General features: G+C 70.8%; 12 protein-coding genes. 11 read left to right on the forward strand and 1 reads right to left on the reverse strand.

The window, feature by feature from the left end:
- The first annotated feature begins 219 nt into the window (after positions 1-219).
- The 11 genes from ACIQRW_RS17195 (at position 220) to glmS (ending at position 13,253) form a co-directional block, all read left to right on the forward strand.
- On the forward strand, positions 220-861 hold the full coding sequence (locus ACIQRW_RS17195; RefSeq protein ID WP_403761041.1) for a GNAT family N-acetyltransferase: 642 nt from the start codon (positions 220-222) through the stop codon (positions 859-861).
- Between the two features lie 121 nt (positions 862-982).
- Positions 983-2,416: an FG-GAP repeat domain-containing protein gene (locus tag ACIQRW_RS17200; protein ID WP_403760584.1), complete on the forward strand. Its 1,434-nt coding sequence runs from the start codon at positions 983-985 to the stop codon at positions 2,414-2,416.
- Positions 2,417-2,534: 118 nt separating this feature from the next.
- Positions 2,535-3,401, forward strand: a complete 867-nt coding sequence (locus ACIQRW_RS17205; protein WP_403760587.1) for a siderophore-interacting protein — start codon at positions 2,535-2,537, stop codon at positions 3,399-3,401.
- Between the two features lie 211 nt (positions 3,402-3,612).
- A complete protein-coding gene (locus ACIQRW_RS17210) occupies positions 3,613-4,653 on the forward strand; it encodes a hypothetical protein (protein WP_403760590.1) in 1,041 nt (346 codons plus the stop codon).
- Positions 4,654-4,936: 283 nt separating this feature from the next.
- The gene (locus ACIQRW_RS17215; protein ID WP_403760593.1) at positions 4,937-6,385 is read left to right on the forward strand and encodes a pyridoxal phosphate-dependent decarboxylase family protein; all 1,449 of its coding nucleotides are present in this window, start codon (positions 4,937-4,939) and stop codon (positions 6,383-6,385) included.
- On the forward strand, positions 6,369-7,646 hold the full coding sequence (locus tag ACIQRW_RS17220) for a lysine N(6)-hydroxylase/L-ornithine N(5)-oxygenase family protein (RefSeq protein ID WP_403760596.1): 1,278 nt from the start codon (positions 6,369-6,371) through the stop codon (positions 7,644-7,646). Before ACIQRW_RS17215 ends, ACIQRW_RS17220 begins: the two co-directional genes overlap by 17 nt.
- Entirely contained in the window at positions 7,643-8,212 is a 570-nt protein-coding gene (locus ACIQRW_RS17225) for a GNAT family N-acetyltransferase (RefSeq protein ID WP_403760599.1), read from the forward strand. The genes ACIQRW_RS17220 and ACIQRW_RS17225 overlap by 4 nt, the downstream gene beginning before the upstream one ends.
- Positions 8,209-9,987 carry an IucA/IucC family protein gene (locus tag ACIQRW_RS17230; protein ID WP_403760601.1) on the forward strand — a complete coding sequence of 593 codons (1,779 nt, stop codon included), beginning with the start codon at positions 8,209-8,211 and terminating at the stop codon, positions 9,985-9,987. The genes ACIQRW_RS17225 and ACIQRW_RS17230 overlap by 4 nt, the downstream gene beginning before the upstream one ends.
- A gap of 112 nt (positions 9,988-10,099) precedes the next feature.
- Entirely contained in the window at positions 10,100-10,987 is an 888-nt protein-coding gene (locus tag ACIQRW_RS17235) for a DUF4429 domain-containing protein (RefSeq protein WP_403760604.1), read from the forward strand.
- Between the two features lie 86 nt (positions 10,988-11,073).
- A complete protein-coding gene (locus ACIQRW_RS17240; RefSeq protein WP_003968990.1) occupies positions 11,074-11,349 on the forward strand; it encodes a hypothetical protein in 276 nt (91 codons plus the stop codon).
- Positions 11,350-11,423: 74 nt separating this feature from the next.
- Positions 11,424-13,253 carry a glutamine--fructose-6-phosphate transaminase (isomerizing) gene (gene glmS / locus ACIQRW_RS17245; RefSeq protein ID WP_403761044.1) on the forward strand — a complete coding sequence of 610 codons (1,830 nt, stop codon included), beginning with the start codon at positions 11,424-11,426 and terminating at the stop codon, positions 13,251-13,253.
- A 127-nt stretch (positions 13,254-13,380) separates the two neighbouring features.
- Here the strand turns inward: glmS and ACIQRW_RS17250 are convergent, their stop codons facing one another.
- Complete coding sequence (locus ACIQRW_RS17250; protein ID WP_026290787.1) at positions 13,381-13,902, reverse strand: universal stress protein; 522 nt, start codon at positions 13,900-13,902, stop codon at positions 13,381-13,383.
- Between the last annotated feature and the right edge of the window lie 305 nt (positions 13,903-14,207).

The following is a 14,207-nucleotide window of genomic DNA, read 5'->3' on the forward strand; positions in this document are numbered from 1 at the left end:
GGAACCCCCCCCGGCGGCGGCGGGGGGGGGGGCCCCCCCCCGGGGGGGGGGGGGCGCCCCCCCCCCCCCCCCGGGGGGGGGCGGGCGCGGGGGGGGGGGGGGGGGGGGGGGGGGGGGGGCCCCCCCCCCCCCCCACGGCCGTACGCCGCCCCCTCCGTATTGCGGTCGACACCTCTCGCGGGTGTCCGGCAGAGTCCCCCCATGGATCTTATGGATCACATGAACCTCCGGCACTGGCCCCTCTACGGGCTTCGCCTCCGTACGCCGCGCCTCGAACTGCGGCTGCCCGGTCTCGGACTCGCGGACGAGCTGGCCTCGGTGGCGGCCCACGGGGTGCACGACCCGGACCGTATGCCGTTCAACGTGCCGTGGACCGACGGGACCCCCGACGAGGTGGGGCGGGCGGTGCTCCAGCATGTGCTGGGGACCGTGGCCGGCTGGTCCGTACAGGACTGGACGCTCAGCCTGGCCGTCCTCCACGAGGGGAAGGTCATCGGGCGGCAGGACCTGATGGGGCGGGGGTTCGGGGTGCGACGGCAGGCGGAGACCGGATCGTGGCTCGGGCTCCCGTACCAGGGGCAGGGCTTCGGTACGGAGATGCGCGCCGCCGCCCTCCACCTCGCGTTCGCCGGGCTCGGCGCGCGGTACGCCGTCTCCGCCGCCATGACCGACAACCCCCGTTCGCTGGGGGTCTCGCGGCGGCTCGGATACCTGGACGACGGCCTGGAGACGGATGTCGTGCGCGGGGCTCCCGTCACCCTGCGGCGGCTGCGCCTGGACCGGGCCCGGTGGGAGGCGCACCGGAGCGTGGACGTGACCGTGGAGGGACTCGACGCCTGCCGGGCGGAGTTCGGGGTCTGAGGCGGTCCTTCCCGGTTCCGGTCGTACAACCCTTCGCCCCCGGTACGGGTCTTCGCTGTGTCGTCGGCAGCCGTACCCCGGTCACGGACACGGCCCTGAACCGCAGGAGCAGCAGCCCTTCATGATCCAGTCCTCTCTCCTCCCCCGCGCCCGCACCTCCCGTGGACGCCTCCCCCGCCTCCGCGCGGCGTCGGTCGCCGCGGGCGTCGTGCTCGCCGCCTGCCCGGCCCCGCTTCTGCTGGCCGCTCCGGCGTCGGCCGCCGCCGCCAAGCACTACGACGACTTCAACGGGGACGGCTACCGCGACCTGGCCGTGCCGTACGCGTACAGCGGCATCGATGACGGCACGGTCTCCTTCTCGGGCGGCGCGGTGCTCGTCACCTTCGGCGGCCCGAAGGGGCTGACCACGAAGACGCAGCTCGTCCACCAGGACTCGCCGGGGGTCCCCGGGGCCGGGGAGGAGAACGACCAGTTCGGCGGGGCGCTGGCCGGTGCGGACCTGGACCGGGACGGGTACGCGGACCTCGTCGTGGGCAATCCGAGCGAGGAGTCCGGGAAGACGCCCGTCGGCTCGGTCACCGTCGTGTGGGGTTCGGCCAAGGGGCTCAAGGGCGGAACAGCCCTGCCCCGCAAGGGCGGTGGGGCGTTCGGCGCGTTCGGCAGGGACATCGCGACCGGTGACTTCAACGGGGACGGCCGGCCCGACATCGCGACCGTCAACGCCGGTGACGTCCTGCTGTACCGGGGCGGGTTCACCAAGTCCGGCGGCCTCGGGAAGGTCAGCGCGTACGACCGGGCGGGGCAGGGCTGGTACGCCGACAGCCTGGCGGCCGGAAAGGTCACCGGTGACGGGAAGACCGACCTGGTCGCCGTCGGGGTCCGGGGTGTCGGCAGCACGTTCCGGACCGAGGCGTGGTTCCTGAAGGGCGCCGCTGCCGGTCTCGCCTCCGGCCCGGCCAAGGTCATCGACAGCAAGCAGCACGAACGGCTCGACGCGGTCATCGGCGATTTCGACCGGAACGGTTACGGGGACATCGCCGTCGGCAATCCGTACGCGAGCGGCGGCCGGGGCTCGGTCACGCTCTGGTACGGGGCTTCGGCCGGGCCGGGATCGCGGAGCCTCTCCTTCAGCCAGTCGACGGCCGGGATCACGGGAGCCTCGGAGGCGGACGACGCGTTCGGCACGTCGCTGGCGGCGGGGGACGCCGACGGGGACGGGTACGGGGACCTCGCGGTCGGCGTACCGGGCGAGAAGGTCGGGAAGAAGAGCGCGTCCGGCGCAGCGTATCTGTTCCGAGGCGGTTCGGGCGGGCTCAAGGGGTCGCGTTCCGCCGTGTTCGACAAGACGCTGCCGGGGGTGGCCGGGGGCACGGCGGCCCAGGACTACTTCGGTTACGACCTGCGGCTGCGGGATCTCGACCGGAACGGGCGCGCCGATCTGGCGGTCGCGGTGCCGGGCGAGAACACGGTGCGGATCCTCCCCGGGGCAAAAGGCGGGGTGACGGGCGCCGGTTCGGTCGTGCTGCGGGAGACCGGGGCGGATCTGCCGGAGTAGACGCGGGCGTCACACCGCCCCTCCGGAAGCAAGGGTAGGCTAACCTTCCTTCGGATCGCCTCAGTCGGAAGCCGGGCCCGTCCGTCCGCCGCTCCGGCTCGTCCCGGAGGAGCCCCCGTTGACGCCGACGACCGCCACCGCCCCCGAAGTCGCCCCGTTCCGGCTCTTCGAGCTGACCGTCCTGCGGACGAGGCGGCTGGGCCCGTCCATCCTCCGGGTCACGCTCGGCGGGCCGGGAGCCGAGGGCTTCAGCGGCGGGGGCCGCGACCAGAGCCTGTCGGTCCTGCTGCCCCGCCCGGGCCAGCGCGAGGCGGTGCTCCCGGCGGGCGGAAGCGGGGCCTGGCACGAGGAAGGGCGGGCGCTGCCCGAGGACGAACGGGCGGTGACGCGTTCGTATGCCGTACGGGCCCAGCGGCTGCGGGCGGACGGTTCCACCGAGGTCGACCTCGACTTCGTGCTGCACGACGCCGGCGGCCCCGGCTGCCGCTGGGCGCTGGCGGCCGCCCCCGGCGACCGGCTCGCGGTACTGGGCCCCACCGAGGCGGACAACACCGCCGTACACTTCCGGCCGCCGGCCGACACCGACTGGGTGCTGATCCGGGCCGACGAGACCGCCCTGCCCGCCGCGGCCGCCGCCCTGGAGTGGCTGCCCGCGGGGCTGCCGGCCCGGGTCTGGCTGGAGGTCCCGTGCACCGAGGACCGGCAGGCGTTGAACACCGCGGCGAAGGCCCGGATCAGCTGGCTCGTCCGGAACGAGGGGGCCGCCTGCGGCGTGGAGACCGTGCGTGCCGCCGAGTTGCCCGGGGGTACGCCGTACGCGTGGATCGCGGGCGAGGCGTCCGGGGTGCGGGCGCTGCGCCATCACCTCGTCCATGAGCGGGGCTTCGACCGTGAGCGGGTGATGTCCGCCGCGTACTGGCGGCGTGGACTCCCCGAGGAGCAGCTGCGGAGGGCGGAAGCGGAAGCGGAACCACGATGGCCGTGAGGTGACGGCCACCACCGGGGGTAGCCCGTCCGAGGTTCACCCGTTCCGGTGGTCGCCCCCTGCAAACGCCGCCCGACGACGACAGGTCACCCATGATCGGCCCGGTGATCACCCACCGCACACGCCCCACCTCCGGGCACCGTGTGGCTCGGGCCGTCAAGGTCGGCGTGGCTGTGACGGTGACACGCAGCGATATGCGTAACTCTGAGTCATGGAACGCGAGAAGCGCGAGCCATGCGAAGTGCTTTCCACTGGAGGCGAAAGAGTGTCACGTCAGCGTCTGAGGCTGGGAGTACTGGCCCTTGCGGCACTGGTTCTGTCAGGCCCCGCGGTTGCCCCGACAGCGGCGGTAACCTCCTGGCCGGTCACCACGAGCATTCACGGGCAGGCCGCCCTGGCGGGTCCGTCGGCCGACGAGGACCCGGGCTATCTCAAAAGGCGTCAGAAGGCCCAGGCCGAGGGGCTCATCGATGCCGACGGCAGAGTCCCGGGAAGTCAGAGCGAGGGGGGCCGCGCATGGCCACACGATGACACGGGATACCGCATCCAGCCCCGGGACCTGGAATTCCTCGGGCTGACGCAGCAGCAGGTCAGGTGGTGGCGGCACTATCAGGCACCGTTGGGTACGACTCCCCACCAGTTCAAGCGCATGTCGGCTTCCCTGTTCAGGGTCCTGTGCTCCGCCTGCGAGCGCCCCCAGGACTATGACGTACGGCTCCAGGGCTCATGGGCGTTCTTCTTCTCGGGCCGCCACAAGGACTTCCCGACCGAACGGGACCTGGCGGGGCAGCCGGTGGCGCAGGCGAGGTTCCAGGAGTGGATGGGCTCCACACCCCTCGCCGAGCGCCCGGCGCGCCGCCCGTTCGACGCGTTGCACAAGCTGGGGATGCTCGACGAGAACGGGAAGCCGCTCGGACCCAGCGACGGGGACTTCCAGATCTCGTCCGACGTCATGGTGGCTGAGGCCCGCGCGAAGTGGAATGAGCTGAAGAGCGCGGGAAAGCTCAGCGATGAGGACCTCCGCAAGGGATTCATCCATCAGAAATACAGCTTCGTCAATCGGACGGCGGTCCAGGAGGCCTTCCCGGACCTCGAAAAGTGGTCGACCGTATGGGAGGAGCGGCTGGGCCGGCCCATCGCACCGTCGCTGTTCCCCAGCTCCGGTCCTCCCGACAAGTCCCAGGAGGGGAACGGGGTCTCCACTCACTTCCGGAACTCCGACTGGGTGGTGACGAATCCTCCGAAGCACTGACCCGGTTCCGTCCCGGCCGGCCGGGACACGGTCCACGCCCCGGACCTGAACGCCGTCCACGCTCCTCGGCCGCCGCCGCTCCCGTTCCGACGGGGGCGGCGGCGGCCGTTTGCGCGGGTGGCTGCGGGCGGCGGCCTCAGGGCCGCCGAGGGGGGTGAGGGGGGTAGGGGAACGATCGATTCCGAGTTAGGTTAGGCTCGCCTTACTTCGGCATCGCGCCCTCGTCCCCCCTTCCTGCCCGGAGGGCCGCGATGAAGTTCCCCTCACCCGGGAGGACCCCTCCATGCGTTCGCACCTGCTCAACAACACGACCGCGGAGCACTATCGGCACACCGTCTCCGCAGGAGTGGAACGGGTCGCGGCCACGCTGGCCGCCACCGAGCGCCCCTTCAGCGGGGTCGGTGTCGACGAGCTCTCCCCCGTCGTCGACGCGATCGACCTCGACCGGCCACTGGGCGACGCCGCCGCCGCCCTCGACGAGCTCGGAGAGATCTACCTCCGCGACGCCGTCTACTTCCACCACCCCCGCTACCTGGGCCACCTCAACTGCCCGGTCGTCATACCCGCCGTGCTTGGCGAGGCCGTGCTCTCCGCGATCAACTCCTCCCTGGACACCTGGGACCAGAGCGCGGGCGGCACCCTCATCGAGCGCCGGCTGATCGACTGGACCACCGAGCGGATCGGGCTCGGCCCGGCCGCCGACGGCATCTTCACCAGCGGCGGTACGCAGTCCAACCTCCAGGCCCTGCTGCTGGCGCGGGAGGAGGCGAAGGTCCGGCCGGAGCACTTCACCCGGCTGCGGATCCTCACCTCCGAGTGCAGCCACTTCAGCGTGCAGAAGTCCGCCAAGCTCCTCGGCCTCGGACCGGACGCCGTCGTCTCCGTCCCCGTCGACCGCGACAAGCGGATGCGGACCGTGGCCCTCGCCCGCGCCCTGGAGCGTTGCGTCGCCGAGGGGGCCGTACCGATGGCCGTCGTCGCCACCGCCGGGACCACGGACTTCGGGTCCATCGACCCGCTGCCCGAGATCGCCGCGCTCTGCGAGCAGTTCGCCGTCTGGATGCATGTGGACGCCGCGTACGGCTGCGGACTGCTCGCCTCCCGTGAGCGGGGCGGGCTGCTCGAAGGCATCGCCCGCGCCGACTCGGTCACCGTGGACTACCACAAGTCCTTCTTCCAGCCCGTGAGTTCGTCGGCGGTCCTGGTCCGCGACCGGGCGACCCTGCGGCACGCGACGTACCACGCGGAGTATCTGAACCCGCGCCGGATGGCCGAGGAACGGATACCCAACCAGGTCGACAAGTCCCTCCAGACGACCCGCCGGTTCGACGCGCTCAAGCTCTGGATGACGCTGCGCGTCATGGGCGCGGACGGGATCGGGGAGCTGTTCGACGAGGTCTGCGACCTGGCCGCCGAGGGGTGGCAGCTGCTCGCCGCCGACCCGCGCTTCGACGTGGTCGTCGAGCCGCGGCTCTCCACGCTCGTCTTCCGCTACATCCCGTCCGGTGTCACCTCCCCGGACGAGATCGACCGCGCCAACCTCCACGCCCGCAAGGCGCTCTTCGCCTCCGGCGAGGCCATCGTCGCGGGCACCAAGGTGGGCGAGCGCCAGTATCTGAAGTTCACCCTGCTCAACCCCGAGACGACCGTGCACGACATCGCAGCGGTCCTCGATCTGATCTCCGGCCACGCCGAGAAGTACCTGGGAGACTCCCTTGACCGCGCTTCCTGAACCCCACGACTTCATCGGGATCGGGCTCGGCCCGTTCAACCTCGGCCTGGCCTGCCTGACCGAGCCGATCGACGAGCTGAACGGCGTCTTCCTGGAGTCCAAGCCGGACTTCGAGTGGCACGCCGGGATGTTCCTCGAAGGGGCTCATCTCCAGACGCCGTTCATGTCGGACCTGGTCACGATGGCCGACCCGACCTCGCCGTACTCGTTCCTGAACTACCTCAAGGAGCGCGGCCGGCTCTACTCCTTCTACATCCGGGAGAACTTCTACCCGCTGCGGACCGAGTACAACGACTACTGCCGCTGGGCCGCCGCGAAACTGAGCAGCATCCGGTTCGACGAGACCGTCGAGACGGTGACGTACGACGAGGGCTCCGGGCTCTACACCGTGCGCACCGCCTCCGGCGAGCTGTTCCGCTCCCGGCACCTGGTCCTCGGCACCGGCACCCCGCCGCACCTCCCGGACGCCTGCCAGGGGCTCGGCGGGGACTTCCTGCACAACTCCCGCTACCTGGCGGGGAAAGCCGACCTCCAGAAGAAGAAGTCGATCACCCTGGTCGGCAGCGGGCAGAGCGCGGCGGAGATCTACTACGACCTGCTCTCCGAGATCGACACCTACGGCTACCGGCTCAACTGGGTCACCCGCTCCCCGCGGTTCTTCCCGCTGGAGTACACCAAGCTGACGCTGGAGATGACCTCCCCGGAGTACATCGACTACTTCCACGCGCTGCCCGAGGAGACCCGCTACCGGCTGGAGACCGGCCAGAAGGGGCTGTTCAAGGGCATCGACGGGGAGCTGATCGACGCGATCTTCGACCTGCTCTACCAGAAGAACATCGCCGGGCCCGCGCCGACCAGGCTGCTGACCAACTCGGCCCTCATCAGCGCGCGTTACGACGCGGAGGGCGGCGCGTACAGCCTGGGGCTGCGCCAGGAGGAGCAGGGCAAGGACTACTCCCTGACCACCGAGGGCCTGATCCTCGCCACCGGTTACCGGTACGAGGCGCCCGCCTTCCTCGCGCCCGTCACCGCACGGCTGCGCCACGACAGCCGGGGCCGCTTCGACGTGGCCCGCAACTACAGCATCGACACCACCGGGCGCGGGGTCTTCCTCCAGAACGCCTCGGTGCACACCCACTCGATCACCTCGCCCGACCTCGGCATGGGCGCCTACCGCAACGCGTACATCATCGGCGAGCTGCTCGGCCGCGAGGTCTACCCGGTCGAGAAGTCCATCGCCTTCCAGGAGTTTGCCGTATGAGCCGCCCCGGCAACCGACGCCCCGACACACTCGGCGCCTTCGCCGTCCGCCCGCTGGACCCCGCCGCCGACGCCGGACTGGTGCATGGCTGGGTGACCCACCCAAAAGCCGCGTTCTGGCTGATGGGCGACGCCGGACTCGCGGACGTGGAACGGGAGTACCGGTCCATCGCCGCCCACCCGCACCACGAAGCGTTCATCGGGCTGCACAACGGCGAACCCGCCTTCCTGATCGAGCGCTACGACCCCACCGAGGTCGAGCTGAAGGGGCTGTACGAGGCGGAGCCCGGCGATGTCGGGATGCACTTCCTGGTCGCCCCCACCGACACCCCGGTGCACGGCTTCACCCGGGCCGTGATCACCACCGTGATGGATTTCCTGTTCGCCGACCCGTCGGTGCGCCGGGTCGTCGTCGAGCCCGACGTCACCAACAGCGCCGTGCAGACCCTCAACAAGGCCGTCGGCTTCGAGGTGCTCCGGGAGATCGCCAAGCCGGAGAAGGACGCCCTGCTCAGCGCCTGCACCCGTGCGCAGTTCGAAGCAGCAACCGGAGGTAACGACCGATGACGACCGCCCTCACCGACAGCGTCGCCCACCTCTCCCCGGAGCGCTGGGCCACCGCAAACCGACTGCTGGTGCGCAAAGCACTGGCGGAATTCAGCCATGAACGGTTGCTGGCCCCCACGCCGCTCGGCGACGGCCGCCACACCGTCCGTAGCGACGACGCCTCCACCGAGTACCGTTTCACCGCGCGCCTCTTCGCCCTGGACCACTGGCAGATCGACGCCGGGACCATCACCCGGCACCGGCACGGCTCCGAACTCCCGCTGGACACCCTGGAGTTCTTCATAGAGCTGCGGCACACCCTCGGGATCTCCGCGGAGGTCCTGCCGGTCTATCTGGAGGAGGTCTCCTCCACCCTGGCCGGAACCGCCTACAAACTCACCAAAGAACCGGCGACCTCCGGCCAGCTCGTCGCCGCCGGCTTCCAGGCCATCGAGACCGGGATGACCGAGGGCCACCCGTGCTTCGTCGCCAACAACGGGCGGCTCGGCTTCGGCGTGGACGAGTACCGGTCGTACGCCCCCGAGGCGGCCTCGGAGATCCGGCTCGTCTGGCTGGCCGCCCACCGGGACCGGGCCACCTTCACCGCGGGCGCCGGTCTCGACTACGACGCCCTGGTCAAGGATGAGCTGAGCGAGGCGACCCGGGAGCGGTTCGACGGCGCGCTGCGTGGGCTCGGCCTCGACCCGGGCGACTACTTCCTGCTGCCCGTCCACCCCTGGCAGTGGTGGAACAAGCTCGCGGTCAGCTTCGCCGGAGAGCTGGCGGCGCGGCATCTGGTGGTGCTCGGCGAGGGCGAGGACGGATATCTCGCCCAGCAGTCGATCCGCACGTTCTTCAACACCGACCACCCGGAGAAGCACTACGTCAAGACGGCGCTGTCGGTCCTGAACATGGGCTTCATGCGCGGCCTTTCCGCCGCGTACATGGAGGCCACTCCCGCGATCAACGACTGGCTGGCCGGTCTGATCGAGCGCGACGAACTGCTGCGCGGCGTCGGGTTCTCGATCATCCGTGAGCGGGCCGCGATCGGCTACCACCACCGGTCCTACGAGGCGGCCACCGTCAAGGGCTCCCCGTACCGGAAGATGCTGGCCGCCCTGTGGCGCGAGAGCCCCCTGCCGGCCCTCCGGTCCGGCGAGCGGGTCGCGACGATGGCCTCGCTGCTCCACACCGACCACGAGGGCGGCTCGGTGGCCGGGGCGCTGATCGCCGAGTCGGGCCTGGACCCTCGGGTGTGGCTGCGGCGCTACCTGGACGCCTATCTGGTGCCGGTGCTGCACAGCTTCTACGCCTACGACCTCGTCTACATGCCGCACGGCGAGAACGTGATCCTGGTCGTGGAGGACGGTGTCGTCACCCGCACGATCTTCAAGGACATCGCCGAGGAGATCGCGGTGATGGACCCGGACGCGGTGCTGCCGCCGCAGGTCGAGCGGATCCGGGTCGAGGTCCCCGAGGACATGAAGGCGCTGTCGGTCCTCACCGACGTCTTCGACTGCTTCTTCCGCTTCCTGGGCGCGGGCCTGGACACCGAGGGCGTCCTGGACGAGGACACCTTCTGGCGGACGGTCGCCGCCTGTGTGCGCGACTACCAGGGATCGGTGCCGTATCTCGCGGAGAAGTTCCAGCGTTACGACCTGTTCGAGGCGGAGTTCGCACTCTCCTGCCTCAACCGCCTCCAGCTGCGCGACAACCAGCAGATGGTCGACCTCAACGACCCCGCCGGAGCACTCCAGTTGGTGGGCCGCCTGAGGAACCCGATCGCCGGGTTCTGAGCCCGGCCGCCGGTTCACGGCGGCCTCCCGACCGGTGAGCGCCCGGGGACGGTCCCCCCGGGCGCTCGCCTTCTTCGGCGCGGCCCGGAGGCGGGCTGGCAGAATCGTGGGCATGGCAGAGATCATCCAGCGGGACGGAACGTGGACGTTCGACGGGGACACCGTGCGCATCGTGCCGGGGGGCAAGGCGCATCCGGTCCGGCAGGAGCTGGGTGAGATAGCCGTACCCGTGCAGGCGGTGGCGGGCGTCTCGTTCGAACCGGACCGCAAGGGCGGGCGGCTGCGGCTGCGGCTGCGCGGCGGCGCCTGCCCGGTGCTGCGGGCCGCCGACGGCCGCCTCAAGGACGGCGCCGACCCCTACGTACTGACCGTGGAGAAGGACCGCACGGGGGTCGCGGAGTACTTCGTCGACGAGCTCCGCAACGCCCTGCTGATCGAGCAGGTGCCGGACGGCCCCGTGGACCGCTTCCTGCTGCCGGGCCCGGCGCTGCCCGTCTCCGGCGGGGGCGGCGACGGGACGGCGTCCTTCGACGGCGAGAGCGTCCGGCTGACCTGGAACTGGAAGGCCGAGGAGTCCAAGACCGCCGGGGGTCCGACCACCTTCCCGCTGTCGCGGATCGCGGGCGTGCGGTGGATGCCGTCGATCGGCCTGGAGAACGGCTATCTGCGCTTCGAGCCGGTCGAGGGTCCCGTCTCGGCCCCGCCGAAGTACGACACGTACGCCCTGGACCTGTGGGGGATGTCCAAGAAGGAGCACACGGCGGTCCTGGTCGCCGCGGCGGTGCTGATGCGGCTGCCCGGGGCCCGTGCGCTGCCGGCCGCCCCTGAAGCGGCCCCGGCCCTGGTCAAGGCCGCCGAGCCGACCCCCGCCGCCCCGCCCGCGGGCGACCACGACACACTGCTGCGACGGCTGCGGGAGCTGGGCGAGCTGCACCGGGCCGGAGTGCTCACCGACGAGGAGTTCAGCACCGCGAAGCAGGCCGTTCTGCGCAGCATGTGACGCGATCGGACAGCATTTCCGGCCCCTCCTGCCCGATATCGGGCAGATTTCTTGCATAAGCACGCCCCGGCAAGCAATATCGACGGGTGCTTGAACGCCGCTCGTCTCACGACGACCTCATCGATCACCTCGTACGCTCCACCGCGCTCCAGCGCGGCGAGGCGGCCCGGGTGATCCTCGACGTGCTGGCGTACTTCGACGAGAGCACCGACGACTTCGTCCGGCGCCGCCACCGCGAACTGCAGTCCGGCGGCCTGGTCAACACGGAGATCTTCGAGCGGATCGCGGCCGAGCTGCCGCACCGCGCCGTGGCGCCGCCGGAGCTCTCGCTCCGCCAGCTGCGCCGCATCGTCTACGGCTGACCCCGAGGTCGGCCGGGCGCCCGTGCGGGGCGCCGAACAGGAATGCGTGTACGTCGATGGAGGGGCAGAGAAACATGTGCGGGATCGTCGGATACATCGGTAGGCGTGACGTCGCTCCGCTGCTGCTGGAAGGCCTGCAGCGGCTGGAGTACCGGGGGTACGACTCCGCGGGCATCGTCATCACCGGCAAGGCGGCGGCGGGCAAGCCGGGCGCGCTGAAGATGGTCAAGGCCAAGGGCCGGGTCCGCGAGCTGGAGGCCAAGGTCCCCAAGCGCTTCGCCGGCACCACCGGCATCGCCCACACCCGCTGGGCCACCCACGGCGCGCCGAGCGACGAGAACGCCCACCCGCACATGGACGCGGAGAACAAGGTCGCCGTCGTCCACAACGGGATCATCGACAACGCCTCCGAGCTGCGCGCCAAGCTCACCGCCGACGGCATCGTCTTCCTCTCCGAGACCGACACCGAGGTGCTGGTCCACCTGATCGCCCGCGCCCAGGCCGAGACCCTGGAGGAGAAGGTCCGCGAGGCGCTGCGCCACGTCGAGGGCACCTACGGCATCGCCGTTCTGCACGCCGACTTCAACGACCGCATCGTGGTCGCCCGCAACGGCTCCCCGGTCGTCCTCGGCATCGGCGAGAAGGAGATGTTCGTCGCCTCCGACGTCGCCGCCCTGGTCGCCCACACCCGCCAGGTCGTCACGCTGGACGACGGCGAGATGGCCACCCTGAAGGCCGACGACTTCCGTACGTACACCACGGAGGGCTCGACCACGACGGCCACGCCGACCACCGTGGAGTGGGAGGCCGAGTCGTACGACATGGGCGGCCACGACACGTACATGCACAAGGAGATCTCCGAGCAGGCCGACGCTGTGGACCGCGTCCTGCGCGGCCGGATCGACGACCGGTTCTCCACCGTGCACCTGGGCGGGCTCAACCTGGACGCCCGCGAGGCGCGCGGGGTGCGCCGGATCAAGATCCTCGGCTGCGGCACCTCGTACCACGCGGGGCAGATCGGCGCCCAGCTGATCGAGGAGCTGGCCCGGATCCCCGCGGACGCCGAGCCGGCCTCCGAGTTCCGCTACCGCAACCCGGTCGTGGACCCCGACACCCTGTACGTCGCGGTCTCCCAGTCGGGCGAGACGTACGACGTCCTGGCGGCCGTCCAGGAGCTGAAGCGCAAGGGCGCCCGAGTCCTCGGCGTGGTCAACGTGGTCGGCTCCGCCATCGCCCGTGAGGCCGACGGCGGTACGTACGTCCACGCGGGCCCGGAGGTCTGCGTGGTCTCCACCAAGTGCTTCACCAACACCGTGGTCGCCTTCGCGCTGCTCGCCCTGCACCTGGGCCGGATCCGTGACCTGTCGGTCGCGGACGGCAAGCGGATCATCGACGGGCTGCGCAGGCTGCCGGAGCAGATCAGCGAGATCCTGGCCAACGAGGACGAGATCAAGCGGCTCGCGGCGGAGTACGCGGACGCGAAGTCGATGATGTTCATCGGCCGGGTGCGCGGCTACCCGGTCGCCCGTGAGGCCTCCCTGAAGCTGAAGGAGGTCTCGTACATCCACGCCGAGGCCTACCCGGCCTCCGAGCTGAAGCACGGGCCGCTCGCGCTGATCGAGCCCGCGATGCCGACCGTGGCGATCGTGCCGGACGACGACCTGCTGGAGAAGAACCGCGCCGCGATGGAGGAGATCAAGGCCCGCAGCGGGCGCATCCTCGCCGTGGCCCACCAGGTGCAGGAGAAGGCCGACCACACCATCGTCGTGCCGAAGAACGAGAACGAGCTGGACCCGATCCTCATGGGCATCCCGCTCCAGCTGTTCGCGTACCACACGGCCCTCGCGATGGGCCGCGACATCGACAAGCCGCGCAACCTGGCGAAGTCCGTGACGGTCGAGTAGACGGCGGTACACAGACCTTGGGCCCCGTACCGTCGCGAAGACGGTACGGGGCCCAACGCGTGCCGTTACAGGGCCTCCTGGCGCCCCCTCAGGAAGCGCGGGGGGCGTTCGGGGGATGTCGGGGGCCTCAGGGAATGACGATGACGGGGCGTTGCGCCCGGCGGGCGAGGCGGCCGGCCACGGACCCGAAGATCCGGCCGACGATGCCGTGCGTGGAGCCCACGACGATGGCGTCGGCGGCGTACTCCCGGCCGACCTCCTCCAGTTCGTGGCAGATGTCGCCCCCGCGCTCGACGAGCACCCAGGGCACCTCGGAGAGATAGTCCGCGCAGGCCAGCTCCAGGCCGAGGACCTCGGTGCGGTGATCGGGGACATCGACGAAGACGGGGGGCTCGCAGCCCGCCCAGACCGTGGTCGGCAATCGGTTGGCGACGTGGACGATGATCAGGCCGGAGCCCGATCGGCCGGCCATGCCGATGGCGTAGGCGAGAGCCCGCTCGCTCGACGTGGAGCCGTCGAAACCGACCACGACTCCGTGCCGGAAGGCGGGATCGCACGCATGGCGTGCTTCTTCGACCGTCCGCGGCTCCGACCCTGGGTCGGCTACCGGCTTGCGGTCTTTGGGTTCAGGGATTTCGTGACCGGCCATCGGTGTCTCGGCGAAGAGAGTCCTCGTGAGGAGGGAACGGTTTCGAGAGGTGCATCAGCTGGTGGTGAAGCTCTGTCCGGGAATCATCTTCCCAACCCCATACCCCCAAGGGTACGGCGTCACTCCTCCACCGCCCAGACCCCCGCAAAAGCGTGCGCGACGCTGGAGGGAGCATGCCCGAGCCTGTCCGGGATGGCAATGCCGGTTGTGTCGTACACGGGCCTCGGAGGGGGCGAACACCGTCGGCCGTCCTGTTTTTCGCGACGGTCGGCGGTCGCCCGGCGGACCCGGCGGCGAGGCCCTCA

Origin of the sequence: Streptomyces sp. NPDC091287 (assembly GCF_044768525.1) — a bacterium.
Classification (GTDB): Bacteria; Actinomycetota; Actinomycetes; order Streptomycetales; family Streptomycetaceae; genus Streptomyces.